This window comes from Mycolicibacterium insubricum, from assembly GCF_010731615.1.
Classification (GTDB): Bacteria; Actinomycetota; Actinomycetes; order Mycobacteriales; family Mycobacteriaceae; genus Mycobacterium; species Mycobacterium insubricum.
In genome coordinates this window covers 3,131,605-3,154,513 of record NZ_AP022618.1, presented here as the reverse complement: position 1 = coordinate 3,154,513, position 22,909 = coordinate 3,131,605, and the positions used below count along the sequence as shown (strand labels likewise).

Here is a 22,909-nt window from a genome sequence, read left to right as displayed (position 1 = left end):
ATGACCACCGCCACCACCCTCGGGGCCCGCGAACACGCCCGCGCTCAGGCCGACAACCGGACCGGGGCGATGCCCGTCGTCCCGGCATCGGGCTGGCCCGACCCGCCCGCCGGCGTCGACGCCGAACGATTGACCTGGGCCGAAACCGTTCCCGGTGGCCGCTACACCAACAAGGTGCTCGGCCGCGGCACCCGGCTGCGGCTGCGCGACCTCACCGGAACCGCCTGCGCGCACCTGCTGCTGTGGCGCGCCGACGCCCCCTGGGAGCGACTCAACGTCGCCGACACGGTGAAAGTTCCCTGGCAGGCCTACCTTTCGGCCGGGCACCCGCTGCTCAGCGACCAGGGCCGGGTGCTGGCCACCGTCGTCACCGACACCTCCGGCCACCACGACGCACTCTGCGGGACCACCACGCTGGCCGGCAACACCGCGAAATACGGTGCCGGGGCCCCCGAGTCGGCCAGCCCGGCCGGCCGGGAGCTGCTGGCACTGGCCGCCCTCAAGCACGGACTGACCCGCCGCGACGTCGCCCCCAGCCTGTCCTTCTTTCACGGTGTGCGCGTCGAGCCCGACGGCACCCTGGTGTCCACCGGATCCGCGGGACCCGGCACGACGGTCGAACTGATCCTGCACCTGCCGGTGATCGTCGCGATCGCCAACACCGCCCACCCGCTGGACCCCGCACCGGAGTTCGACACCGGAAACTTGGAGGTGCTGGCCTGGCGGGCACCCGAGGACCTCGCCGATATCGGCGCCGGCCTGACCGGCCGGGACCCGGAATACCAACGCGCCTACCACAACACCGAAGACGTCTGGAGTGCCCGATGACCGCGACCGCGACCGCAAACACCACCGGAAAGATCATCCGTGACGAGATCGTGGGCGCCCGCGGGCCGTGGTCGGCCGTCGTAGCCGCCGGTGATGTGCTGACCATCATCGACCTGCACGGCAACCAGGCCGTCGACACGCTGTTCTTCGGCGCCAGGTCGAGCGGTGAGCTTGCGAACCGCGACGAGCCTGGCGCCCACCAGCACTGGGGCGCGGATCACGACGTCCGCTACAGCGCACCGGCCACCATCGCCGCGCAGCGCAACATCTTCCTGACCACCGGGTCGGTGCTGCGCGACGCCGACGGCCGGCCGATGTTGACCATCGTCGCCGACGAAGTGGGCAACCACGACACCATCGGCGGTGCCTGCTCGCAGGAATCCAACACGCTGCGCTACGGGCACCACACCAAACACCAGCACGCCTGCGTGGAGAACTTCATCGGCGAGGGCGCCCGGTGGGGCCTGACCAAGGCCGACATGGTGAGCAACATCAACTTCTTCATGAACGTGCCGGTGGACCCCGACGGGTCGCTGGGCATCGTCGACGGGCTGTCCGCGCCCGGCAAGTCACTGTCACTGCGCGCCGAGATCGACACCCTGGTACTGGTGTCCAACTGCCCGCAGATCAACAACCCCTGCAACGGTTTCGACCCCACCGAGGTCCGGATGGTGGTGACCCACCGATGACCGGCATCGAGGTACTGCGCCCGGGGCCGGCGACCACCGTCCAAGACTGGCCCGGGCGCCTGGGTTACTGGCAGATCGGCGTCCCGCCGTCGGGCCCGATGGACGACGTGTCCTTCCGGCTGGCCAATATCGCCGTCGGCAACCCCGAGGGGGCACCCGCCCTGGAGGCGACGCTGGCCGGGCCGGCCCTGCGGTTCGCCGCAGCCCGCTGGGTCTGCGTCACCGGCGCACCGGTTACCCTCACCGTCGACGGAGTCGTTGTGCCGCAGTGGGAACCGGTCCTGGTGCCCGCCGGCGGCGTGCTCGACGTCGGCCCGGTGACCGGCCCGGGCATGCGCAGCTACATCGGGATCGCCGGGGGACTGGACGTACCCGAATTCCTCGGCAGCGCCGCCACCTTCACCCTCGGCCGCTTCGGCGGGCACGCCGGCCGGGTGCTGGCCGCCGGCGACGAGCTCACCGCGGGCACGGCGCGGACGGGTCCGCGCCGGCGCATCCTGTCCGACGAACAACCCGCCATCGGCGCGCACTGGTACATCGCGGTCACCGTCGGGCCGCACTCTGCCCCGGAGTTCTTCACCCGCACCGACATCGACACCGTGCTCAGCCACGACTACCAGGTGCATTTCAACTCCGATCGCACCGGCGTCCGGCTGATCGGCCCGCGCCCGCACTGGGCCCGCACCGACGGCGGAGAGGCCGGCCTGCACCCGTCGAACATCCACGACAACGCCTACTCCGTCGGCGCGCTGGACTTCACCGGCGACACCCCGATTCTGCTCGGTCCCGACGGGCCCAGCCTCGGCGGCTTCGTCTGCCCGGTCACCGTCACCACCGCCGACCGCTGGAAACTCGGGCAACTCGCCCCCGGATCCACCGTCCGGTTCGTCGCCGTGCGGGCCGCCGAGGCGCCGTCGGCGGGCACCGTCGGCCCGTCCCGTCGGGCCTACCTGCCGGCGGTGTTCTCCGCCGGCGCCGACACCGACGACGGCATCCTGGCGCGCGGGGAATCCGCCGACGGCAGCATCGAGATCACCTACCGCCGCAGCGGCGATGACAACGTGCTGGTCGAATTCGGGAAGATGAGCCTGGATCTGGCGCTGCGGGCCCGGGTGCACGCCCTGCAGACCGCCGTGTCCGGCGCCCTGGGCGCCGCGGACGGCCTGATCGACCTGACCCCCGGAGTGCGCTCCCTGCAGGTCAAGATCGACCCGGACCGGCTGCCGCAGCACGCCGCCGTCGCACTGCTTGCCGAGCTGGAGGCGACGCTGCCGCCCGCACACGAACTGGTGGTGCCCAGCCGCACCGTCCGGCTGCCGTTGAGCTGGGACGACCCGGCCACCCGGGAAGCCATCCAGCGCTATATGCACGGGGTGCGCGCCGATGCGCCGTGGTGTCCGTGGAACATCGAGTTCATCCGCCGGATGAACGGCCTGGACTCCGTCGACGACGTGCACCGGATCGTCTACTCCGCCGACTACCTGGTGCTCGGGCTCGGCGACGTCTATCTCGGTGCCCCGGTGGCCACCCCGCTGGACCCGCGGCACCGGCTGGTCACTACCAAGTACAACCCGGCCCGCACCTGGACCCCGGAGAACGCGGTCGGCATCGGTGGCGCCTACCTGTGCATCTACGGCATGGAAGGCCCCGGCGGCTACCAGTTCGTCGGGCGCACCACCCAGGTGTGGAACCACCGGCACCCGCAGTCCGCGGCCGGGTTCTCCCCCGATCACCCCTGGCTGCTGCGGTTTTTCGACCGTATCCAGTGGTACCCGGTGTCGGCCGAAGAGCTCGCCGACCTGCGGGCGGACACCGCCGCGGGTCGTGGGCGCCTCGACATCACCGACGGCGAGTTCTCGCTGGCCGACTATCAGCGGTTCCTCACCGACAACGCCGTCGACATCGCCGCGACCCGCACCGCGATGGAGACCGCCCGCACCGAGGAACGCCGCCGGTGGGCCGCCGCCGGTGAATTCGCCCGGAAGGAACCCGCATGAGGACCCCCGACCCGGACCGGATCGCCGAGGCCTACCGCCGGATCACCGAATCCGGGCGCGACGAGGTGTTCATCACGCTGCGCGAGGCCGCCGACGTCGAGGCCGACTACCGGGCCGCGCTGGCGGCGGGCGGCCCGCTGGCCGGACTGCTGCTGGCCGTCAAGGACAACGTCGACGTCGCGGGTCTGCCCACCACGGCGGCCTGCCCGGGCTACAGCTACACACCGGAGGCCGACGCCCCGGCCGTCGCCGCGTTGCGCGCCGCGGGCGCGGTGGTGATCGGCAAGACCAACCTGGACCAGTTCGCCACCGGACTGGTCGGCACCCGCAGCCCGTACGGCGCGGTGCGCGATGCCAACCGCCCGGAATACATCTCCGGCGGTTCCAGCTCCGGCTCGGCGGTCGCGGTGGCCCTGGGTTTCGCCGACATCGCCATCGGCACCGACACCGCCGGATCCGGACGGGTACCGGCCGGTCTGCAGGGCATCGTCGGCATCAAAGCGACCCTGGGCGTGGTCTCCACCAGCGGTGTCGTCCCGGCCTGCGCGAGCTACGACTGCGTCACCATCTTCGCCCGTGATCTCGCCACCGCCCAGGACGCCATGGCGACGATGAGTTCCGGTGCACCGCAGCGTGACTGGCCCGCCGACACACCGCTGGCCGCCGCGACGCTGCCGCGCATCGCGATACCCGCCGAGTTGCCCGGCCTTGATCTGGAGTGGCGGGCAGCGTTCGGCGCGGCCGTCGCCCGCGCCGAGGCAGCCGGCATGGCGATCACCGAGATCCCGATGGCCGAGTTCTTCGCCGCCGCCGACCTGCTCTACAACGGGGCACTGGTCGCCGAACGCTACGCCGCCGTCGGCGAATTCGTCACCGCCGCCGGGCCGGACGCCGGCCTGGATCCCACCGTCGCGGCGATCATCACCGGCGGGAAAGACCACAGCGCCGTCGATCTGCTCGCAGACCGGGCCGCCGTCGACCGGCTGCGGGACCGGGCGATGGCCCTGCTGCGCGACTGCGCGGCGCTGATGGTGCCCACCGCACCTCGGCACCCCAAGATCGCCGAGGTGACCGCCGACCCGATCGGCGTCAACACCGCGATGGGCCGCTACACCAACTTCTGCAACCTGTTCGACCTGTGCGCGATCGCCGTCCCGGCCGGAATGACCACCGACGGAGCCCAATTCGGCGTCACGCTGCTCGCCCCGGCCCACCAAGACGGCGTCCTTGCCGATCTCGCCGCCCGCTTCCTGGGCTGCGACGAGGCGCGGGGGTGGCCGGAGACCGGCGGTGTCGTCGCGTGCGCGGACCTGGCGGTGTTCGGCCTGCATCTGCGCGGCCAGCCGCTGGAACACCAACTCGCCGGCCGCGGCGCCCGGTGGGCCGGTCCGCTGCGCACCGCACCCCGCTACCGGCTGTTCGAACTGGACACCGAACCCGCCAAACCGGCGCTGATCCGCGACGAGCACGTCGGCGCGTCCATCGCGGGGGAGCGTTGGGTGCTGCCGGTCGCGTTGCTCGGTGAGTTCCTGGCGGCGCTGCCGGCACCGATGCAGCTGGGCGCCGTCGAACTCGACGACGGGACCTGGATCACCGGTTTCGCCGCCGATCACGAGGCCGCCATGGCCGGCCGCGACATCACCGCGGCCGGCGGGTGGCGGGCGGCCCGCTCGGTACCGGCCTGCTGATTCAGCGCCGCGGCCGGCGTCCGGGAGCCGAGATCACCTCGTAGAGCCGGTCCCAGGCATCCGACGGTTCGTTGATGACGTCGCTGTGAGTGCTCGGCCCGACCATCGGCCACCGGTTGCGGCGTCGGCCGGTCGGCAGCCGCAGCACCCCGGGCATGGTGTCGGGATCGGCGCCGTGTGGGCCCAGCGGCACCCCCTGCACGGCCTCGATCCAGTCCAGTGGCGCCGTCATCGTGAACCGCACCACGTGTGGGTTGCGGTTGTGCCAGTCGGCGGGACTGTGCACCCCGACCCCGGCGCCGGCCGCCTCCACGTACACCACCCGGTCGGCGGTCAACCCGTCGCGCTCGGCGGTGCCCAGGATCGATCCGCCGTAGGAATGACCGAGATAGGTGACCGGAATATCGCGCCCGGTGGCGTCGACGGTGCGGTTGACGTCCTCGCTGAAGGCCACCAGCCGCGGCGCCATCTGCTCGGCGAACCGCGGGCTGGCCGCGGCCCGCAACCCGGCAGCGCCCTCACCCGTCGGGAACGGGCCGCCCAGGTAGGTGATCATCGCGACCTTCCCGCCGCCGGCCCGGGTGAACCGGCGGGCTGTCGCGACGTTGGCCCCCGAGCCGGGCATCGTGGTGTTCAGGCCCGGGATCAGCACGCCGACCGAGGTGGCGGTCGCCAGATCGCCGTGCAACTCGATGAGTGAGGACCGGTCGGGGTCGAACGCGATGATCTGGCGGGGAATCGGCATGCTGCTGCGGCCGGTCGGATCGGCGACCTCGCCGAGCAACCCCTGATAGAACGCGATCCGGTCGTTGACCTTGTCGTCGTAGGAGGCGACGGCGCGGGCCCGGGCCGCCGGATCGCGGCGCAGCTGCGCCCGGACCCGTTCCCAGGTCGCCGGGTCGACGCCGACCCGCATGGCGTCCACCTCGGCGGCGACCTTGGTGTCCTCCGGGGTGGCCAGCAGCGCCCGCTCGGCGAGGATCGCATCGGCGATGTTGAGCCGGTTCGCCGCGACACGCAGGTCCCAGGGCACGCCGTCGGTGTTGCCGACGACGGCCGGTGCGGCCTCGACCAGCTGGCGGCGCTGCTGCGGCGACAGCGCCGCGATCTGCGCGGCGATCTCGTCCTGACCGGTCGAGGGCCACCGGGAGATCAGCGCCTCGGGGCCTGCAGGCCAGCCCGCCAGCTGGGTCGGTGCGGGCGCCTCGACTGCGAAGGCCGCCTCGATGTCGCGGGCGGTGTCCTCGTCGGCCAGGGCGAGGCGATCCAGGTCGGACTGCACGTCGACGGTGAGTTCCCCGGCCCGGGTGAGCATGGCCGGGCTGGGCGCGGCGGCCGTCGTGCCGGCCGTGTCATTTGTACGGACGGTGCCGTCGTCGGCGACGGTGTACCCCTCGGACTCGGCCGCCGCAACGGTCGTCAGCACGTCGTCGCGGCGGGCTCGGAGCAGCGCGGCGCCGTTGCGGGCCGCCGCGGCGGCGATGAACGCCCGGGCCAGTGCCACCACCCGCCCGGTCAGCGCCGATGCGCGGTTGCGGGCGGCTTCGGCGGCGGACCCGCGCCAGAAGTCCCGGGTAGCGGTGACTCCGCGCACCGCGACGTCGGCGTTGGTGTGGATGTCGACGGCCGCGCGGTCCCAGCGGGCGGCCGCTTCGTCGAGGGAGTCCGGCCGCCAGAGGCGGGCCTGGGACAGAGACGGGCGGGTCACGGCGGTCTGACCCCAATGGTGCCGGCAGTGTCGGTGTCGCCGGGCCTGTTCCTCGCAGAACGACACTGCTCGTCCAACCCGGCGGTGTCCATGTCGCCGGGCCTGTTCCTCGCAGAACGACACTGCTCGTCCAACCCGGCGAGCCGCCCGGCCGCGGCGCCGTCCCCGGCGGCCAGCCGGGTTCCGGCGGCGGCGGCCGACGCGGCCCAGTCGTCGAGTTCGCGGGCCAGTGTCGATAGCCGTCGCAGCGCCGCCGTCGGCCCGGTGAGCGCGGTCAGTGCCGAACCCGGCGGCGCGTCGGGGCGGGCCAGACCGGCGCGCGCCGCGACGGCGGCCAGCGCGGCGGCGGCCGCGCCCAGCGTGCCGGACGTGCTGCGCAATCGGTCCGGATCCAGCGCCACGGTGGTGTCGGCCATGGGTCATGCTGACAGCTCCGCGCCCTCGGCCCGGATCGGTTGTCCACAGCCCCGGCGCACATTGGGCGGGATTGCCCGGCCGGGCTGCCGCCGCGGTGAACGTCCAGCAAGTAGGCTCGACGACGTGCAGCGACGAATCATGGGAATCGAGACCGAATTCGGCGTGACCTGCACGTTCCACGGGCACCGGCGGCTTTCGCCCGACGAGGTCGCCCGCTACCTGTTCCGTCGGGTGGTGTCGTGGGGCCGCAGTTCGAACGTCTTCCTGCGAAACGGCGCCCGACTGTACCTGGACGTCGGCAGCCACCCCGAGTACGCCACCGCCGAATGCGACGGGCTGATCCAGCTGGTCACCCACGACCGGGCGGGTGAACGCGTGCTGGAGGACCTGCTCATCGACGCCGAGCAGCGCCTTGCCGACGAGGGCATCGGCGGCGACATCTACCTGTTCAAGAACAACACCGACTCGGCGGGCAACTCCTACGGCTGCCACGAGAACTACCTGATCATCCGCGCGGGTGAGTTCTCCCGCATCTCCGATGTGCTGCTGCCGTTCCTGGTCACCCGCCAGCTGATCTGCGGCGCCGGGAAGGTGCTGCAGACCCCCAAGGCCGCGACGTTCTGCTTGTCCCAGCGCGCCGAACACATCTGGGAGGGCGTGTCCAGCGCGACCACCCGCAGCCGGCCGATCATCAACACCCGCGACGAGCCGCACGCCGACGCCGAGAAGTACCGTCGGTTGCACGTCATCGTCGGCGACTCCAACATGAGCGAGACCACCACCTTGCTGAAGGTGGGCAGCGCGACGCTGGTACTGGAGATGATCGAGGCCGGCGTGCCGTTCCGCGACTTCTCGCTGGACAACCCGATCCGGGCGATCCGCGAGGTCAGCCACGACCTGACCGGACAGCGGCCGGTGCGGCTGGCGGGCGGGCGGCAGGCCAGCGCGCTGGACATCCAGCGCGAATACCACGGCCGCGCCGTGGAGTACCTGAAGAGCCGCGAGCCCGATCCGCAGCTCGAGCAGGTCGTCGACCTGTGGGGCCGCCAGCTCGACGCCGTCGAGAGCCAGGACTTCGCCAAGGTCGACACCGAGATCGACTGGGTGATCAAACGCAAACTGTTCGGCCGCTACCAGGACCGCTACGGCATGGAGCTGTCCGATCCCAAGATCGCCCAGCTGGATTTGGCCTATCACGACATCAAGCGGGGCCGCGGCGTGTTCGACCTGTTGGCCCGCAAGGGGCTGGCCGCCCGGGTGACCACCGACGAGGAGATCGACGCCGCGGTCACCACGCCGCCACAGACCACCCGCGCCCGGCTGCGCGGGGAGTTCATCGCCGCCGCCCAAGACGCCGGCCGGGATTTCACCGTCGACTGGGTGCATCTCAAACTCAACGATCAGGCCCAGCGGACCGTGCTGTGCAAGGACCCGTTCCGCAGCGTCGACGAGCGGGTGGACCGGCTCATCGCCAGCATGTAGCAGCGGCACAGGGATCGGAGAAACTTCCGTCGGAACCCCCGTCGCCGTCGTGATTGACTTGACGCGACCGCGAAACCGAGGGGGGCTACGTTGGCTGCGAACAAACGACGGATGGTGGGGGCCGGGGCGGCCACCGTGCTGACCGCACTGGCGACGGTGAGCGCGCCGACCGCACACGCCAACGACTTCGTGCGCTGCGAGTTCAATCTGGCGACGCCCTACATCTACACCCTCGACGGGGTGGACCACGTCGGCAACCGGGTGGACGCCAGCAACTGTCAGACCAACCTGCCGGTGACTCAACTGACGTTCTCGATGACCTTCATCGCCGGCGGAAAAGACGGCCCGATCAGCATCGGTGGCGGCCCTAACGTCGCGACATTTACCGAAACGCGGGATGTGCATGACGGGGATAACTTCTCGGTGCTTTTCCCCAATGACGATCGGTTGATTCCGCTGCTGTCCGGGATGTACGGCACGTCGTCGCGGGTGCGGTCCTGGCTGCCCGGGTACCTCGACGGCCGCGACCTCGGCTATACCTGCGCGGTCAACCAGTGGCCGGCGGGCGGAAAGTGCGTGCCAATGGTCCGCGCCTGAACCGACCCCGTCGGCCGCCGGGACCGACAAGGGCGCGCCGCCACGGTGACGGGGCCGGCACCAATAAGCTGTACCGGTGGCGACCCAGAAGATCGAGCGACTGCTGAACCTGGTGATCGCGCTGCTGTCCACCCCGGGGTACCTGTCCGCCGAGTGGATTCACCGGAATGTGGTGGGCTACACCGAAAGCCCGAGCGCCGAGGCGTTCTCGCGGATGTTCGAGCGCGACAAGAACGAGCTGCGCGATCTGGGTATCCCGCTGGAGACCGGCCGGGTCGGGCACGCCGATACCGCCGAGGGCTACCGGATCCGCCGTGATGCCTACGAACTGCCCGACATCACCCTGAGCGCCGAGGAGGCGACCGCCGTCGCCGTGGCCACCCAGCTGTGGCGCTCCCCGGAGTGGACGACGGCCGCTGCCAGCGCGGTGCTCAAGCTGCGCGCGGCCGGGGTCGACGTCGACGCCGACGGCATCGCGTTCAGCGCGCCGGCCGGTCTGCCCGGGTTGCGCGGGTCCGAGGAGGCATTGGCGGTGTTGCTCGGCGCGGTCGAAACCGGCCGGGCGGTGTCGTTCCGGCACCGGTCCTCGCCGGCGGTGCCCTGGGCCCAGCGGGTCGTGGAACCGTGGGGGGTGGTCACCCACCGCGGACGTTGGTACCTGGTCGGCCACGACCGGGACCGCGAAGGTGTTCGCACCTTTCGGGTGTCGCGCATCGACGACGTCCGGGCACTGGACCCGGCCGGGGTGGTCGTGCGGCCCGACGACGTGGACGTGCGGAAGTTCGCGGCGGATGCGGTGGCCGCGGCCGAACCCGGCGTCGGGGTGGCACCGGTGCGGGTCTGGTTGGCCGACGGGCGGGCCAACGCGCTGCGTCGCCACGGGGTGGAACTGGCCGACCGGGAACTGCACGACCGTACCGGTCAGGTGCTCGAACTCGGCGCCGCGCCGCGCGAGGCGCTGGTACGGGAGATCGCCGGACACGGTGTCGACGCCGTCGTGCTGGAGCCGCCGGACCTGCGCGACGAGGCAGTGGCGATTCTGCGGGCCGCGGCGAGCAGGGCGGCGGAGACCGAGGGGAGCCGGCAATGACCACCGTTTCGGATCGGCTGGTGCGACTGCTGAACATGGTCCCGTACTTCCAGGCCAACCCGCGGATCGGCCACGAGGAGGCCGCCGCCGAACTCGGCGTCAGCCGTGAGCAACTGATCAAGGACCTCAACCAGCTGTGGATGTGCGGGCTGCCCGGCTACGGCCCGGGCGACCTGATCGACCTCGACTTCGAGAACGACACCATCGACGTGGTTTTCTCCGCCGGGATGGACCGGCCGCTGCGGCTGACGGTGACCGAGGCGACCGGCCTGCTGCTCGCACTGCGGGCGCTGCTGGAGGTGCCCGGGGTGATCGACCCGGGGGCCGCCCGCAGCGCGATCGCCAAGATCGAATCGGCCACCGCGACCGCCACCGGCGGCACGCCGGATGCGGAGGAGGCTGCCGAGGAGAGTCCGGCGATCGCCGCGGTGCGGTCCGCGGTGCGCGATCACCGGGCACTGCGCATCGACTACTTCTCGGCCTCCCGCGACACGTTCGGCAGCCGTACCGTTGACCCGATCCGGGTGTTGCTGATCGACAGTCACAGCTATCTGGAGGCGTGGTCACGCGACGCCGACGGGGTCCGGTTGTTCCGGTTCGACCGGATCCGCGACGCCAGTGTGCTCGACGAGCCGTCGGCCCCGCCGCCCGAGGCGGTCACCGCGCAGACCGATACCGCACTGTTCGACGCGGACCCGTCGCTGCCGTCGGCGACGCTGCGCATCGCCCCGGAGGCAGCCTGGATGCTGGAGTACTACCCGATCCGGTTGTTGGCCACCAATTCCGACGGTTCGCTGGAAGCCGCCATGACCTACGCGGCCGAGGAGTGGATGACCCGGCTGCTGCTCGGCTTCGGGGCGTCGGTGCGGGTGCTGGAGCCTGCCTCTTTGGCTCAGCGGGTGCGGGAAGCTGCCGCCGAAGCGCTGGTGGCCTACGAATCCATGGTTTGACGACGAACGACAGTATTTCGACGGCCGGGCGTGGACCGCTCAGACCCGGCCCGGGGGAGCCTCGCCGGGCTGGGTCGGCGTACCGCAGGTGAACCGCAGCTCGTCCTGCGTGCATGGTCATTCGCGTCGGTGGGTGATGTTGGGCCGCTTGGGTTTTTTGGGTAGTAAACGGTCGGGGTGGTGGTAGGTGTTGACCCGGGGTCCGCCGGTGTCGAGGTGGGGTGGGGGTATCCATTCGACGTGGCCGTCGGCGTTGACGTGGGCGCTGTATTGGTTGGGGCCGTCGTCGGCCATCCGGTGGTTGCCGGGGCAGGTGAGGGTGAGGTCAGTGATGTTGGTGAGGCCGTGGTGGTGCCAGTCGTCGCAGTGGTGGGCTTGGCAGCGGTTGGCGGGGGTGGTGCAGCCGGGGAAGGTGCAACCGAGGTCGCGGTTGGTGAGCATGATCCGTTGCCCTGCGGTGGCGATGCGTTTGCTGCGCCCGAGGTAGAGCGGGATGTTGGTGTGTTTGTCGTAGACGGCCAGGAAGTGCCAGGAGTGGGCGGCTAGGCGGATGACGTCGCGCATGGGGACCAGGGTGCCGCCGCCGGTGACGGCGTAGCCGGAGGCGTCCATCAGGTCTTGGAGGTTGGTGGAGACGACGACGGTGACGGGCAGGCCGTTGTGTTGGCCGAGTTGTCCGGAGGCCAGGAGCGCGCGGCCGGCGGCCAGTAGGGCGTCGTGGTTGCGTTGGTTTTGTTCGCGGCGGTCGCCGGTGATCTGGTCTTCGGTGGCGGGGCCGTCGACACAGGGTTTTTCGTCGTCGGGGTTGCACATGCCGGGGGCGGCGAGTTTGGCGAGGATGGCGTCGAGGACGGCGCGTAGTTCGGGGGTGAGCCGGCCGGTGATGGGGCTCATGCCGGTGAAGTCTTGGGCGCCGATGTGGATGCCGCGTCGGCGTGTGCGTTCGGCCTCGGTGTAGTCGCCGTCGGGATGCAGGACGGCCAGCAGTCGGTGGGCGAATTGGCGGGTTTGTTCGGGTGTGTAGTCGGCGGCGATGCCGGCCAATTGGGTTTCGGCTTCGTTTTTGCGTTCCGGGTCGGTGTGGGTGGGCAGGTGGGTGGTGAAGTCGCGCAGGATGGCGGCGTGTTCGGGCCCGATGCGGCCGTCGGCGATGGCGGCCGCGGCGTCGGGCAGCCGGGGTGCGAGGGGTTGGCCGGCCAGGGTGCGGCGCAGGCCGAACGCGGCGGTGTCTTTGATGCGGCGGTGGCCCTCGCCGCGTGAGCAGCGCAGGCGTTGGGCGAGGACTTCGACCCAGGATTTGGCGCCGAGTTCGATGGGGGTGGTTTCGGTTTGCAACCGCCGGATCAATCGGTGCGACAGGGTGGCCAGCGCGCGGACAGTAGTTTCGGTGCGTTCCAGGACGGCCAGCATGTCGGCGGGGGTCAGCGCGTCGGCACTGAGGCCGGCCAGGGTGGTGGCGGCGGCTTCGAATCCGACGAGGGCCCGGTGGTATTCGGCGCGGTCGGCCCGGCATCCGGTCAGCCGCGCGATCAGAGCGGCGTCGGCGTCGTCCACGTCGCCGGGGCCGGGGATCCCCGGAGGCGGAAGTGTCGACGTCGCGGTGCTCATGTATAGAACATTATTTCGAGGCTCCGACAAAAACGCTCGCCAGACCACCGGAAAGGGTGCGCTAAAAATAAGAATTATCTAAGAGTTTTGGGCCGCCTCGGTTAGCGTGCCGACGCCAAGGGTGGGCGGCCGGTGCCCACGGGTTCCCGGCGGGCAATCCTTGATCGCGATCTCAAACCCGGATCGCGTCCCGGTCACACGACCCGGACAACCGGAGAGCGGACGGCGGTGAGGGCGGTTCTACATCCCGCCCGGCGACGATGGTCCCGGCTGCGCCGGCGGACCGCCGGCGTGCCCCTGGTTCGGGTAACCCTGACCCGGATAGCCGGGCTGGGGCGGCGGTCCGACGGGCGGGTAGCCGCCCGAATAGCCGGGGCCCGGATAGCTGGATCCCGGATAACCCGGACCGGGATAGCCGCCACCCGGATAGATCGGCCGACCATCGGGGCCGAAACCGACAACCGGAGGCTGCCCGGACCGGTTCTTCGAGGACTTCACGATCAACACCACCGCGGTGACAATGCCGCCGACGATAAGCAGCAGGACCAGCAGTCCCAGCAGCAACGACATACTGGCCATCCCTGAACCTTCCCACGACGGTCTGATCTCCGCGCAGCGTAGTCGGCCTGTGCCCGATCGCGTGTCATTGGGACCTGTCCGTCCCCCGCGGTAGCATGGACAAGAACCTCTGGAGGTAGCTAATGGGTGCGCTGAGTCCGTGGCACTGGGCAATTCTCATCGTGGTGCTGGTACTGCTGTTCGGTGCCAAGCGCCTGCCGGACGCTGCCCGGTCACTGGGCAAGTCGATGCGGATCTTCAAGTCCGAGATCAAGGAACTGAATCACGAGTCCGCGCCGCAGGCGGTCACCCCGGCCCCGCCGACGACCGCGGAGCCCACTCCCGTCGTCTCCGAGCGGGTCGACGCCCCCGCCGACCCAGACGCCCGGTCGGCCTGATCCCGACGACGCCAGGCCCGGCGCATACCGCGGCGGCTAGTGCCTACTGTCTGTGAAATCCACCTTCCGGCGGCTGGATCCGCGTAACCGCCGCAGCAAGACCAATCCCGACGGGACCATGTCCCTCGTCGACCACATCCGGGAACTGCGGACCCGGCTGCTGATCTCCGTCGCCGCCATCGCGCTGACCACCATCATCGGGTTCCTCTGGTACGGCCACGCCTTCTTCGGCCTGGAGAGCCTCGGCGAGTGGCTGCGCGCCCCCTACTGTGCGCTGCCCGCCTCCGCCCGCGCCGACATCAGCGCCGACGGCGGCTGCCGGCTGCTGGCGACCGGGCCGTTCGACCAGTTCATGCTGCGTCTGAAAATGGGTCTGGCCGCCGGGATCGTGCTGGCCTGCCCGGTGTGGCTGCACCAGATCTGGGCGTTCATCATGCCCGGCCTCTACAAGCGGGAGCGCCGGTTCGCGTCGGTGTTCGTCGTCTGCGCCACCGTCCTGTTCGTCGCCGGGGCGGTGCTGGCCTACCTGGTGCTGTCCACCGCGCTGCAATTCCTGCTCACCGTCGGCAGCGACGTGCAGGTCACCGCGCTGTCGGGTGAGCAGTACTTCGGCTTCCTGATCAACCTGCTGGTGATCTTCGGCATCGGCTTCGAATTCCCCCTGCTGATCGTCATGCTCAACTTCGCCGGGGTGCTGACCTATCAGCGGCTCAAGGCCTGGCGCCGCGGCCTGATCTTCGCCGTGTTCGTCTTCGCCGCGTTCGCCACCCCCGGCTCGGATCCGTTCTCCATGCTGGCGCTCGGCGCGGCACTGGTGGTGCTGCTGGAGATGGCCATCCAGATCGCCCGCATTCACGACAAGCGCAAGGCACGACGGACCGGCCCGGAGATTCCCGACGACCAGGCCGCCCCGCTGGAACCGTCCGAACCGCGCCAGCAATGAGCCAACTCGACGCGTTCGCCGCCGAGCTGCCGTTCGCGCTCGATGATTTCCAGCGGCGCGGCTGTGCGGCCCTGGAGTCCGGGCACGGCGTGCTGGTCTGCGCACCCACCGGTGCCGGCAAAACCGTCGTCGGCGAATTCGCCGTGCACCTGGCGCTGGCCTCGGGGCGCAAATGCTTCTACACCACCCCGATCAAGGCGCTGAGCAACCAGAAGCACTCCGATCTGGTGCGCCGCTACGGCAGCGACAAGATCGGCCTGCTCACCGGTGACGTGTCGTTGAACTCGGATGCGCCGGTCCTGGTGATGACCACCGAGGTGCTGCGCAACATGCTCTACGCCGGGTCCCCGGCGCTCGACGGCCTCGCCTACGTGGTGATGGACGAGGTGCATTTCCTGGCCGACAAGATGCGCGGCGCGGTCTGGGAGGAAGTGATCCTGCACCTGCCCGAGGACGTGCGGCTGGTGTCGCTGTCGGCGACGGTCAGCAACGCCGAGGAGTTCGCCGGCTGGATCCAGACCGTGCGCGGTGACACCACCGTCGTCGTCGACGAGCACCGCCCGGTTCCGCTGTGGCAGCACGTCCTGGTCGGCCGACGGCTCTTCGACCTGTTCGACTACAGCCGGCACACCCCCGACGGTGCGCCCACCGGCGGCAAACCGAAGGTGGACCCGGAACTGCTGCGCCACATCGCGCACCGCCGGGAGGCCGACCGGCTCACCGACTTCGAACCCCGGGGGCGCGGGCACAACAGGCACCGCGGCGGATACCGACCGCCGTCGCGCCCGGACGTCATCACGACGCTGGACCGCGAAGGCCTGTTGCCGGCCATCACCTTCATCTTCTCCCGCAGTGGCTGTGACGCCGCCGTCGCCCAGTGCCTGCGTTCACCGCTGCGATTGACCACCGACGACGAACGTGAGCGCATCGCCGAGATCGTCGACCGGCGCTGCGCCGAATTGCCCGACGCCGACCTGGCCGTGCTCGGCTACTACGAGTGGCGCGAGGGCCTGCTGCGCGGGCTGGCCGCCCACCACGCCGGGATGTTGCCGGCGTTCCGCCACACCGTCGAGGAGCTGTTTGCCGCCGGGCTGATCAAGGCCGTTTTCGCCACCGAAACCCTGGCCCTGGGCATCAACATGCCGGCCCGCACGGTGGTGCTGGAGCGGCTGGTCAAATACAACGGCGAGCAGCACGCGGCGCTGACGCCGGGGGAGTACACCCAGCTCACCGGCCGGGCCGGGCGGCGCGGCATCGACGTCGAGGGCCACGCCGTCGTGCTGTGGCGCCCCGACGACGCAGGCGCCGACCCGGCCGAGGTCGCCGGCCTGGCGTCCACCCGCACCTTCGCGCTGCGCAGCTCATTCGCGCCGACCTACAACATGACCATCAACCTGGTCAGCCAGTTCGGCCCCACCGCGGCCCGGGCCCTGCTGGAACGCTCGTTCGCCCAGTACCAGGCCGACCGGTCGGTGGTGGGACTGGTCCGCGGTGTGGAACGCGGCGAGAAGATGCTGGCCGAGGTGGCCGCCGAACTGGGGCCGGATTGCGCCGAGGTCCTCGACTACGCCCGGCTGCGCGCCGCGATCAGCGAACGCGAACGCGCCCAGGCCCGGGCGTCGCGGATGCAGCGCCGCCGGGCCAGCCTCGACGCGCTCGGCGAGCTGCGCCGCGGCGACATCATCACCATCGGCGCCGGGCGGCGCACCGGCCTGGCCGTCGTGCTGGAACCGGCCAACGACGCCGAGGACCCGCGCCCGCTGGTGCTCACCGAACACAAGTGGGCCGGCCGGATCTCCACCGCCGACTACTCCGGGCCGTCGGCGAAGATCGGGTCGATGCCGCTGCCCAAGCGCGTCGAGCACCGGGTCCCGCGGGTGCGTCGCGATCTGGCGTCCGCGCTGCGCTCGGCGGCCACCGGGCTCGACGTGCCGTCGCGGCGGCGCGGCAAGGCCACCGCCGAGCTCGACGTCGACCCGGAACTGGGCGAACTGCGCGACCGGCTGCGCCGCCACCGGGTGCACGGGCTCGGCGACCGGGAGGCCCGGATGCGCATCGCCGAGCGCTACCTGCGCATCGAGCGGGACAACGCCGCGCTGCGGCAGAAGGTGGCCGCCGCGACGAATTCGCTGGCCCGCACCTTCGACCGGATCCTCGGTCTGCTCACCGAACGCGGCTACGTCACCGCGGCCGACGGGTCCGACACTGTCACCGTCACCGACGACGGCCGGCTGCTGGCCCGCATCTACTCCGAGTCCGACCTGCTGGTGGCCGAATGCTTGCGCACCGGCGCGTGGGACGGGCTCAACGCCGCGGAACTGGCGGCCATGGTCTCGGCCGTGCTCTACGAACCCCGCGGCTCCGACGGGCCCTCAGCCCAGCCGGATGCGCCCACCGCCGGGCTGCGCCGGGCACTGGCGGCGACCCGGCGGCTGTCGGGGACTCTGCGCCGCGACGAGAACCGGCACCGGATTGGCCCGACCCGGGAGCCCGACGCCGGGTTCGTCACCGCCATGTACCGGTGGGCCACCACCGGGGATCTGACCACCGCGCTGATGGCCTTCGAGGACACCGGCGGCCCGCTGTCGGCCGGGGATTTCGTGCGATGGTGTAGGCAGGTGCTCGACCTGCTCGACCAGGTCCGCAACGCCGCCGCCGAACCGGCGTTGCGCGCGGCGGCCAAACGGGCGATCGACGACGTCCGGCGCGGTGTCGTCGCCACCGACAACACCTGAGACGACGGCTCGGTACGCGCGAATATCACGCGCCGAAGGTGTGTCGGAAGCGGGTAGGGTGAGGCAGACGATACCGTTGAGGCGGCCTTGGGGCCGGCCCGACGAGCAGGACTTTGAGGAGAGACGATGAGCGGACCGCACGGCGCCGACCCGGCACAGGGTGACGGTTTCGCGGAGCAGCCGACCACGCAGACGCCGTGGCAGGCGCCGTCCGCCTGGCAGCAGCCCGTCCCGCCCGCTGACCAGGCCACCACCATCGCTCCGAACCCCGCCGCCCCGCCCGCGGCACCCGCGTGGGGTCCGCCGGCGGCGAGCCAGGGTGTGCCCCCGGGCCAGCCGGATCAGGCGACCACCGCCTACCCGCCCCAGGGCGCCGGCGCGTATGCGCAGCCGGGTTACGCCGCGCCGCAGGCACAGCCGACCTACACCGCACCGCCGTCGGCCCCGGCCCCCGCACCCGGTTACGGACAACCCGCCGCCGCGGGTTACCCGGGCTACCCGGCCGCGCCGGGTCAGGCCCCCTACCCGCAGTACGGCGCCCAGCCCGCCACTCCCTATGGCCCGCCCCCGCAGTACGGCGCGCCCGGCCAGGCCGCACCCGGCGCCCCCGGAGCTGCCGGTACCGAGGCGGACAAGTCGTCGAAGAAGAACATCACCATCATCGCCGCGGTGGTCGCCGCCGTCGTAGTGGCGGCCGTGCTCATCACCGGCTTCTGGAAGCCCGGGTTCTTCGTCACCACCACCCTGGACATCACCAAGGCTCAGCAGGGCGTGCAGCAGATCCTGACCGACGACACCAACGGGTACGGCGCCAAGAACGTCAAGGACGTCAAGTGCAACAACGGCAACAACCCCGACGTCAAGAAGGGTGACAGTTTCACCTGCGAGGTCAGCATCGACGGCGCCAAGCGTCAGGTGAGTGTCACCTTCACCGACGACAAGGGCACCTACGAGGTCGGCCGCCCCAAGTAACCCGCGTCACCGTCGCCGGACTTCTAAACCCCTACGGCAACAGTTAAATTGGGTAAGTAACTTTCTTACGCCAACAAGGGGGCACGATGAAGTTCACGAAACGGACTCTGGTAGCGGCGCCGATCGCCGTGGGTCTGGCATTGGCCGTCGCCGCACCGGCGACAGCCGACGGAAGAGGCAAATTCGGTGCGACGCAGGAACTCACCGACGGCGGAGTGACCATCGCCTACACGCTCGAGGAGCTCGAGCCCAGCGATGACACGATCACCAACGCCGACGTCCACGGCAAGCTGTGGGAAGTCAGCGTGGACGTCGCGGCGGTCAAGGGGTCGGTCACCCCGGTCATTCCGTTCTTCAACGCCCGCGCCGCCGACGGCACCAACTACCGGCCGCTGTACTGGGCGGTGGGCCCGGAATCGCTCAGTGGCGCGACCCTGGAGCAGGGACAGAAGTCCCACGGCAACATCTATTTCGACGTGACCGGTCCGGCGCCGACCCGGGTGGTCTACAACGACGGAGTCACCGACCGGATGTGCTGGCACTGACGGTCAATCCGGCAACCCGTCGAGCGCCTTCTGCAGGCGTTTGATCGACGACTCGACCCCGTACGCGGCGGCCAACTCGGCCACCCGTGCGGGGTCGAGCGCCGTTCGCGGCAGTGCGTCGCTGAACCGGGACAGTGCCACCGGGGCGTCGGTGGCCACCTGGACCACCGGCACCGCGACCTCGAGGTAGTCGGCCGCGGCGGCCAGCTTGGCCCGGACCCCTTTTGCCACACCGGAACCCGGGTCGGTCGCGGCTTCCAGGAGCCCAGCCAGCGAACCGTACCGGGACAGCAGCGTTGCGGCGGTCTTCTCGCCGATACCGGCGGCCCCGGGCAATCCGTCGGACGGATCACCGCGCAGCACCGCCAGCTCCGCGTACGCGGCGCCGGCGCGCTGCGGCGGAAGTCCGAACTTCTCGGCGACCTCGGCCGGGCCGAACAGCGTTGCCTTGGCCAGCCCGCGCCCGATGTAGAGCACCCGCACAGCCACCGGCTCGTCGGTCACCACCTGCAGCAGGTCACGGTCCCCGCTGACCACGACCACCGGATCCTCGATCTCCCGGGCCGCCAGCGTGCCCAGCACGTCGTCGGCCTCGAAACCGGGCGCCCCGCCGGTGACGATGCCGAACGCGTCCAGCAGCTCGGCGATCATCTGGACCTGGGGGGTCAGCTCGTCGGGCACCTCCTCGACGTCCGGGTCTCCCGCACTCCCGGGTTGCTCGACCCGGTGCGCCTTGTACGACGGGATCAGGTCGACCCGCCACTGCGGCCGCCAGTCCAGGTCCAGGCACACCACCAGCCGGTGCGGCTGCTGGGCGGTGATCACCGTGGCCATCGCGTCGAGGAATCCGCGCACGGCGTTGACCGGGCGCCCGTCGGGCGCGGTGATCGACGACGGCACGCCGAAGAACGAGCGGAACCACATGCTGGCGCCGTCGAGCAGAACCAGGGGAGCAGTCATCCTCTCAGCCAACCATGGTCGAGTTCTCGGCGCTCCAATCGGTGGCGGCCAGCCGGTGCGCGATCAGCCAGTCCCCGGCGACCGGTACGAACACGTCCCGGTAGCGGCCGTAGTGATCGAGCCCGATCTCGGTGAACACGGTGAAATACGACGACACCTCGGCGCTCTCGCGCGTCACGTTGGTGAACCGGACATTGGCGACGTTGTGCCGCACGATGCGCCGCAGACCGGCCGCCGCCGGGGCGGCGGTCACCGCCGCGAGCCGCGCGACGATCGCCGCGCGGCCGGCCAGCACCGCTTCGCCGCGGATCTCCAGCTCGCCGTCGGCGCAGAAGCAGGCCGCCAGGTCCTCGATGCGGCCGGCGTCGCCGGACCAGGTGTAGCGGGCCAGCGTGTCACGAATGCATTCCCGCGCAGTCAATTCCCAGGATTCCACCGTCCGATGGTATGCGCAGGCCCTCTACTAGGGTGGACGCCATGACTGCCGGCCGCTTCGAAACCCGCGTCTACGCCGACCGACTGACCGCAGCCGCCGCCGTGACCGCCGCCGCCGGACTCGACGGCCTGGTCATCACCCCCGGCTACGATCTGCGCTACCTGGTGGGGTCCCGGGCGCAGACGTTCGAGCGGCTCACCGCGCTGGTGATCCCGTCCGCCGGCACGCCGACCATCGTGGTGCCCCGGCTGGAACTGGCGGCGCTGCGGGAATCCGCGGTGCCCGACCTGGCGGTGACGGTGTCGGACTGGGTCGACGGCGACGACCCGTACGCGCTGGTGGCCGCGGCCCTCGGCGGTGCCCCGGCGGCCGCGGCGGTCGCCGACGCGATGCCGGCGCTGCACCTGTTGCCGCTGGCCGATCGGCTGCAGACGCTGCCGGTGCTGGCCACCGAGGTGATGCGGTCGCTGCGGATGATCAAGGACCCGGCCGAGATCGACGCGCTGCGCCGGGCCGGCGCGGCCATCGACCGGGTGCACGCACGGGTGCCGGAGTTCCTGCGGCCGGGACGGACCGAGGCGCAGGTCGCCGCCGATATCGAGGCGGCCATCCTCGCCGAGGGGCACACCGAGGCGGCGTTCATCATCGTCGGCTCCGGACCGCACGGAGCCGACCCGCACCACGAGGTCTCCGACCGGACGCTGCAGGCCGGGGACGTCGTCGTCGTCGACATCGGCGGACCCGTCGACCCGGGCTACAACTCCGACTGCACCCGCACCTACAGTTTGGGTGAGCCCGATCCGGCGGTGGCGCAACAGTATTCGGTGCTTTTGGAGGCGCAGCGGGCGTCGGTCGCCGCGGTGCGGCCCGGAGTCACCGCCGAGCAGGTCGACGCCGCCGCGCGCGACGTACTCGAGCGGGCGGGTCTGGCCGAGTACTTCGTGCACCGCACCGGGCACGGGATCGGCCTGTCGGTGCACGAGGAGCCCTACATCGTTGCGGGCAACGACCTGCCTTTGGCGCCGGGCATGGCGTTCTCGGTGGAGCCGGGCATCTACTTCCCGGGCGCCTGGGGTGCGCGCATCGAGGACATCGTGGTGGTGACCGACGACGGTGCCGAGCCGCTCAACACCCGGCCGCATGAGCTCGTCGTCGTGCCGGTGGCCGAGTAGCGGCGTATTGTTGCCGGCGCCTCCGACCGCTGAGTCTGTGCCGCACAATCAGCCCGCGCGGACATCCAGTGAGCCTCGGGTAGGCCGGAAAAAGCGTCGGGGAGGTGCCGCGCGCCGGTGTTAACTTGGCAGGATGAAGACCATCGGGACCGTCGGATGCATCGGAGCTCTGGCCGTCGCCGGTCTGTCGCTGGTGCCGCCGGCCAACGCCGAACCGCAATTCCCAGACCTGGACCGCTACACCGCGGTGAACACGGCCGACTATGTCGTCGCCATCCCGACCAGCGGCTACAACGGCGCGGTGAGCAGCGTGCAGTTCAGCACCCCGGCGGGCCAAAACTGCAGCGTGGTGATCAATATCCGGGGTCAGTGGGACATCGCCACCTGCACCGGGGCGATTCCGGGGGTTGACAACAACACCGCCACCGCGAGCTACCTGGAAGCCGGCAAGTTCACCGACTCGGCGTCCACTCCAGGGCATTCGAAGTTGTTGCCGGCCGGCAGCAAGGTCGTGTACACCCGGGGCGTATGGACGGGCACCTGCGCAGTCGACCAGGCGATGACCGCCTGCATCGTGCACACCGTCCCGGCGCCTGGCGACTCAACCCCAGCGACTCCGCACGGGTTCGTGCTGGGCCCGGACGGCAGCTCGACATTCTGACTCGACCCCGCACCCCGGGCCGGGGCCCTCAGTCCACGGTTTTGCCGTGGTCGAGCAGGCCGGAGGAACCCAGCACCCGCTCGATGTGCACCTCGATGACCACCCGGTTCGGGTTGATCCGCGGGGTGCGGTAGCGCTGGGCGTAACGCAGCTCGGCGTCGCGGATGGCGTCGGAGTCGGTGTTGACCGAGGCGGTGCCCTCCAGGGACAGCCAGCGGGCGCCGTCGACCTGGCTCAGCACGGCGACCTTGCCGCGCTCGGCGTTGACGGCCTTCTGGGACCCGCCGTTGGTGATCACCCGGGCGATGTGCGTCTTCGGGTCGAAGGTGAACCCGACGGCCACGACGTGCGGTGATCCGTCGGCGCGCAGGGTGGTCAGCATCGCCAGATGACGTTCGGTGAGAAAGGTCAGGGCGTCGTCGGTAAGGCGAGTCGTTGCGTGCGGCATCACCGTCCACGCTAGCGCAGGTGATAA

General features: G+C 70.7%; 22 protein-coding genes. 15 read left to right on the top strand and 7 right to left on the bottom strand.

The features are described 5' to 3' along the window. From G6N16_RS14920 to atzF, 4 genes are read left to right on the top strand one after another with little or no spacing between them, the layout of a single operon-like run. Positions 1-828 (top strand): urea amidolyase associated protein UAAP1, encoded by an 828-nt coding sequence (locus tag G6N16_RS14920; protein ID WP_083029921.1) that lies wholly within the window; start codon positions 1-3, stop codon positions 826-828. Then, positions 825-1,517 (top strand): DUF1989 domain-containing protein, encoded by a 693-nt coding sequence (locus G6N16_RS14915; protein ID WP_083029922.1) that lies wholly within the window; start codon positions 825-827, stop codon positions 1,515-1,517. The genes G6N16_RS14920 and G6N16_RS14915 overlap by 4 nt, the downstream gene beginning before the upstream one ends. Next, on the top strand, positions 1,514-3,514 hold the full coding sequence (locus G6N16_RS14910) for a 5-oxoprolinase/urea amidolyase family protein (RefSeq protein WP_083029923.1): 2,001 nt from the start codon (positions 1,514-1,516) through the stop codon (positions 3,512-3,514). Before G6N16_RS14915 ends, G6N16_RS14910 begins: the two co-directional genes overlap by 4 nt. Next, positions 3,511-5,202 carry an allophanate hydrolase gene (gene atzF / locus G6N16_RS14905; protein WP_083029924.1) on the top strand — a complete coding sequence of 564 codons (1,692 nt, stop codon included), beginning with the start codon at positions 3,511-3,513 and terminating at the stop codon, positions 5,200-5,202. The genes G6N16_RS14910 and atzF overlap by 4 nt, the downstream gene beginning before the upstream one ends. Position 5,203: 1 nt before the next feature. Here the strand turns inward: atzF and G6N16_RS14900 are convergent, their stop codons facing one another. Both G6N16_RS14900 and G6N16_RS14895 read right to left on the bottom strand, forming a co-directional pair. Continuing rightward, on the bottom strand, positions 5,204-6,910 hold the full coding sequence (locus G6N16_RS14900; RefSeq protein ID WP_163787895.1) for an alpha/beta hydrolase: 1,707 nt from the start codon (positions 6,908-6,910) through the stop codon (positions 5,204-5,206). Next, the gene (locus G6N16_RS14895; protein ID WP_083029926.1) at positions 6,907-7,326 is read right to left on the bottom strand and encodes a hypothetical protein; all 420 of its coding nucleotides are present in this window, start codon (positions 7,324-7,326) and stop codon (positions 6,907-6,909) included. Before G6N16_RS14895 ends, G6N16_RS14900 begins: the two co-directional genes overlap by 4 nt. A 124-nt stretch (positions 7,327-7,450) precedes the next feature. On the opposite strand from G6N16_RS14895, the gene pafA reads away from it, so the two are divergent. From pafA to G6N16_RS14875, 4 genes are all read left to right on the top strand, one after another. Next, complete coding sequence (pafA, locus tag G6N16_RS14890; protein ID WP_110810771.1) at positions 7,451-8,809, top strand: Pup--protein ligase; 1,359 nt, start codon at positions 7,451-7,453, stop codon at positions 8,807-8,809. A 90-nt stretch (positions 8,810-8,899) separates the two neighbouring features. Then, the gene (locus G6N16_RS14885; protein WP_133052899.1) at positions 8,900-9,406 is read left to right on the top strand and encodes a hypothetical protein; all 507 of its coding nucleotides are present in this window, start codon (positions 8,900-8,902) and stop codon (positions 9,404-9,406) included. A gap of 76 nt (positions 9,407-9,482) precedes the next feature. After that, entirely contained in the window at positions 9,483-10,496 is a 1,014-nt protein-coding gene (locus G6N16_RS14880; RefSeq protein ID WP_083029929.1) for a helix-turn-helix transcriptional regulator, read from the top strand. Next, positions 10,493-11,446 (top strand): helix-turn-helix transcriptional regulator, encoded by a 954-nt coding sequence (locus tag G6N16_RS14875; protein WP_083029930.1) that lies wholly within the window; start codon positions 10,493-10,495, stop codon positions 11,444-11,446. The genes G6N16_RS14880 and G6N16_RS14875 overlap by 4 nt, the downstream gene beginning before the upstream one ends. A 117-nt stretch (positions 11,447-11,563) precedes the next feature. Here G6N16_RS14875 and G6N16_RS14870 read toward each other — a convergent pair whose 3' ends face one another. Together G6N16_RS14870 and G6N16_RS21605 are read right to left on the bottom strand one after the other, a co-directional pair. Beyond that, a complete protein-coding gene (locus tag G6N16_RS14870; RefSeq protein WP_083029931.1) occupies positions 11,564-13,054 on the bottom strand; it encodes an HNH endonuclease signature motif containing protein in 1,491 nt (496 codons plus the stop codon). A 240-nt stretch (positions 13,055-13,294) separates the two neighbouring features. Further along, positions 13,295-13,633: a hypothetical protein gene (locus G6N16_RS21605; RefSeq protein ID WP_179961208.1), complete on the bottom strand. Its 339-nt coding sequence runs from the start codon at positions 13,631-13,633 to the stop codon at positions 13,295-13,297. Positions 13,634-13,755: 122 nt separating this feature from the next. On the opposite strand from G6N16_RS21605, the gene tatA reads away from it, so the two are divergent. The 5 genes from tatA to G6N16_RS14840 all read left to right on the top strand — a co-directional run bounded on the left by tatA (position 13,756) and on the right by G6N16_RS14840 (position 19,205). Continuing rightward, on the top strand, positions 13,756-14,010 hold the full coding sequence (gene tatA, locus G6N16_RS14860; protein ID WP_083029932.1) for a Sec-independent protein translocase subunit TatA: 255 nt from the start codon (positions 13,756-13,758) through the stop codon (positions 14,008-14,010). A 46-nt stretch (positions 14,011-14,056) separates the two neighbouring features. Then, positions 14,057-14,953, top strand: coding sequence for a twin-arginine translocase subunit TatC (tatC, locus tag G6N16_RS14855; protein ID WP_407663694.1), 897 nt, complete (start codon positions 14,057-14,059; stop codon positions 14,951-14,953). Continuing rightward, entirely contained in the window at positions 14,950-17,688 is a 2,739-nt protein-coding gene (locus G6N16_RS14850; RefSeq protein WP_083029933.1) for a DEAD/DEAH box helicase, read from the top strand. The genes tatC and G6N16_RS14850 overlap by 4 nt, the downstream gene beginning before the upstream one ends. A gap of 126 nt (positions 17,689-17,814) precedes the next feature. Then, complete coding sequence (locus G6N16_RS14845) at positions 17,815-18,660, top strand: DUF4333 domain-containing protein (protein ID WP_083029934.1); 846 nt, start codon at positions 17,815-17,817, stop codon at positions 18,658-18,660. An 86-nt stretch (positions 18,661-18,746) separates the two neighbouring features. Continuing rightward, the gene (locus G6N16_RS14840) at positions 18,747-19,205 is read left to right on the top strand and encodes a DUF1942 domain-containing protein (RefSeq protein WP_083029935.1); all 459 of its coding nucleotides are present in this window, start codon (positions 18,747-18,749) and stop codon (positions 19,203-19,205) included. A gap of 3 nt (positions 19,206-19,208) precedes the next feature. On the opposite strand, the gene G6N16_RS14835 is transcribed toward G6N16_RS14840, so the two are convergent. Together G6N16_RS14835 and G6N16_RS14830 are read right to left on the bottom strand one after the other, a co-directional pair. Beyond that, entirely contained in the window at positions 19,209-20,165 is a 957-nt protein-coding gene (locus tag G6N16_RS14835) for a 5'-3' exonuclease (protein WP_083029936.1), read from the bottom strand. A gap of 4 nt (positions 20,166-20,169) precedes the next feature. After that, positions 20,170-20,601 carry a nuclear transport factor 2 family protein gene (locus tag G6N16_RS14830; RefSeq protein ID WP_083029937.1) on the bottom strand — a complete coding sequence of 144 codons (432 nt, stop codon included), beginning with the start codon at positions 20,599-20,601 and terminating at the stop codon, positions 20,170-20,172. A 41-nt stretch (positions 20,602-20,642) separates the two neighbouring features. On the opposite strand from G6N16_RS14830, the gene G6N16_RS14825 reads away from it, so the two are divergent. Both G6N16_RS14825 and G6N16_RS14820 read left to right on the top strand, forming a co-directional pair. Beyond that, a complete protein-coding gene (locus tag G6N16_RS14825) occupies positions 20,643-21,773 on the top strand; it encodes a M24 family metallopeptidase (protein ID WP_083029998.1) in 1,131 nt (376 codons plus the stop codon). 133 nt (positions 21,774-21,906) lie between these two features. Beyond that, on the top strand, positions 21,907-22,434 hold the full coding sequence (locus G6N16_RS14820) for a hypothetical protein (protein WP_083029938.1): 528 nt from the start codon (positions 21,907-21,909) through the stop codon (positions 22,432-22,434). A gap of 28 nt (positions 22,435-22,462) precedes the next feature. On the opposite strand, the gene G6N16_RS14815 is transcribed toward G6N16_RS14820, so the two are convergent. Then, positions 22,463-22,882 (bottom strand): F420-dependent biliverdin reductase, encoded by a 420-nt coding sequence (locus G6N16_RS14815; protein ID WP_083029939.1) that lies wholly within the window; start codon positions 22,880-22,882, stop codon positions 22,463-22,465. Positions 22,883-22,909: the final 27 nt, after the last annotated feature.

What these genes read in the sequence shown, in the direction of transcription:
- G6N16_RS21605 (WP_179961208.1), bottom strand. Translation starts at nt 13,633, where the DNA reads ATGGCCAGTATGTCGTTGCTGCTGGGACTGCTGGTCCTGCTGCTTATC.
- G6N16_RS14845 (WP_083029934.1), top strand. Translation starts at nt 17,815, where the DNA reads ATGAGCGGACCGCACGGCGCCGACCCGGCACAGGGTGACGGTTTCGCG.
- G6N16_RS14815 (WP_083029939.1), bottom strand. Translation starts at nt 22,882, where the DNA reads ATGCCGCACGCAACGACTCGCCTTACCGACGACGCCCTGACCTTTCTC.
- G6N16_RS14895 (WP_083029926.1), bottom strand. Translation starts at nt 7,326, where the DNA reads ATGGCCGACACCACCGTGGCGCTGGATCCGGACCGATTGCGCAGCACG.
- G6N16_RS14840 (WP_083029935.1), top strand. Translation starts at nt 18,747, where the DNA reads ATGAAGTTCACGAAACGGACTCTGGTAGCGGCGCCGATCGCCGTGGGT.
- G6N16_RS14920 (WP_083029921.1), top strand. Translation starts at nt 1, where the DNA reads ATGACCACCGCCACCACCCTCGGGGCCCGCGAACACGCCCGCGCTCAG.
- G6N16_RS14910 (WP_083029923.1), top strand. Translation starts at nt 1,514, where the DNA reads ATGACCGGCATCGAGGTACTGCGCCCGGGGCCGGCGACCACCGTCCAA.
- G6N16_RS14820 (WP_083029938.1), top strand. Translation starts at nt 21,907, where the DNA reads ATGAAGACCATCGGGACCGTCGGATGCATCGGAGCTCTGGCCGTCGCC.
- G6N16_RS14835 (WP_083029936.1), bottom strand. Translation starts at nt 20,165, where the DNA reads ATGACTGCTCCCCTGGTTCTGCTCGACGGCGCCAGCATGTGGTTCCGC.
- atzF (WP_083029924.1), top strand. Translation starts at nt 3,511, where the DNA reads ATGAGGACCCCCGACCCGGACCGGATCGCCGAGGCCTACCGCCGGATC.
- G6N16_RS14870 (WP_083029931.1), bottom strand. Translation starts at nt 13,054, where the DNA reads ATGAGCACCGCGACGTCGACACTTCCGCCTCCGGGGATCCCCGGCCCC.
- tatA (WP_083029932.1), top strand. Translation starts at nt 13,756, where the DNA reads ATGGGTGCGCTGAGTCCGTGGCACTGGGCAATTCTCATCGTGGTGCTG.
- G6N16_RS14850 (WP_083029933.1), top strand. Translation starts at nt 14,950, where the DNA reads ATGAGCCAACTCGACGCGTTCGCCGCCGAGCTGCCGTTCGCGCTCGAT.
- G6N16_RS14915 (WP_083029922.1), top strand. Translation starts at nt 825, where the DNA reads ATGACCGCGACCGCGACCGCAAACACCACCGGAAAGATCATCCGTGAC.
- G6N16_RS14825 (WP_083029998.1), top strand. Translation starts at nt 20,643, where the DNA reads ATGACTGCCGGCCGCTTCGAAACCCGCGTCTACGCCGACCGACTGACC.
- G6N16_RS14875 (WP_083029930.1), top strand. Translation starts at nt 10,493, where the DNA reads ATGACCACCGTTTCGGATCGGCTGGTGCGACTGCTGAACATGGTCCCG.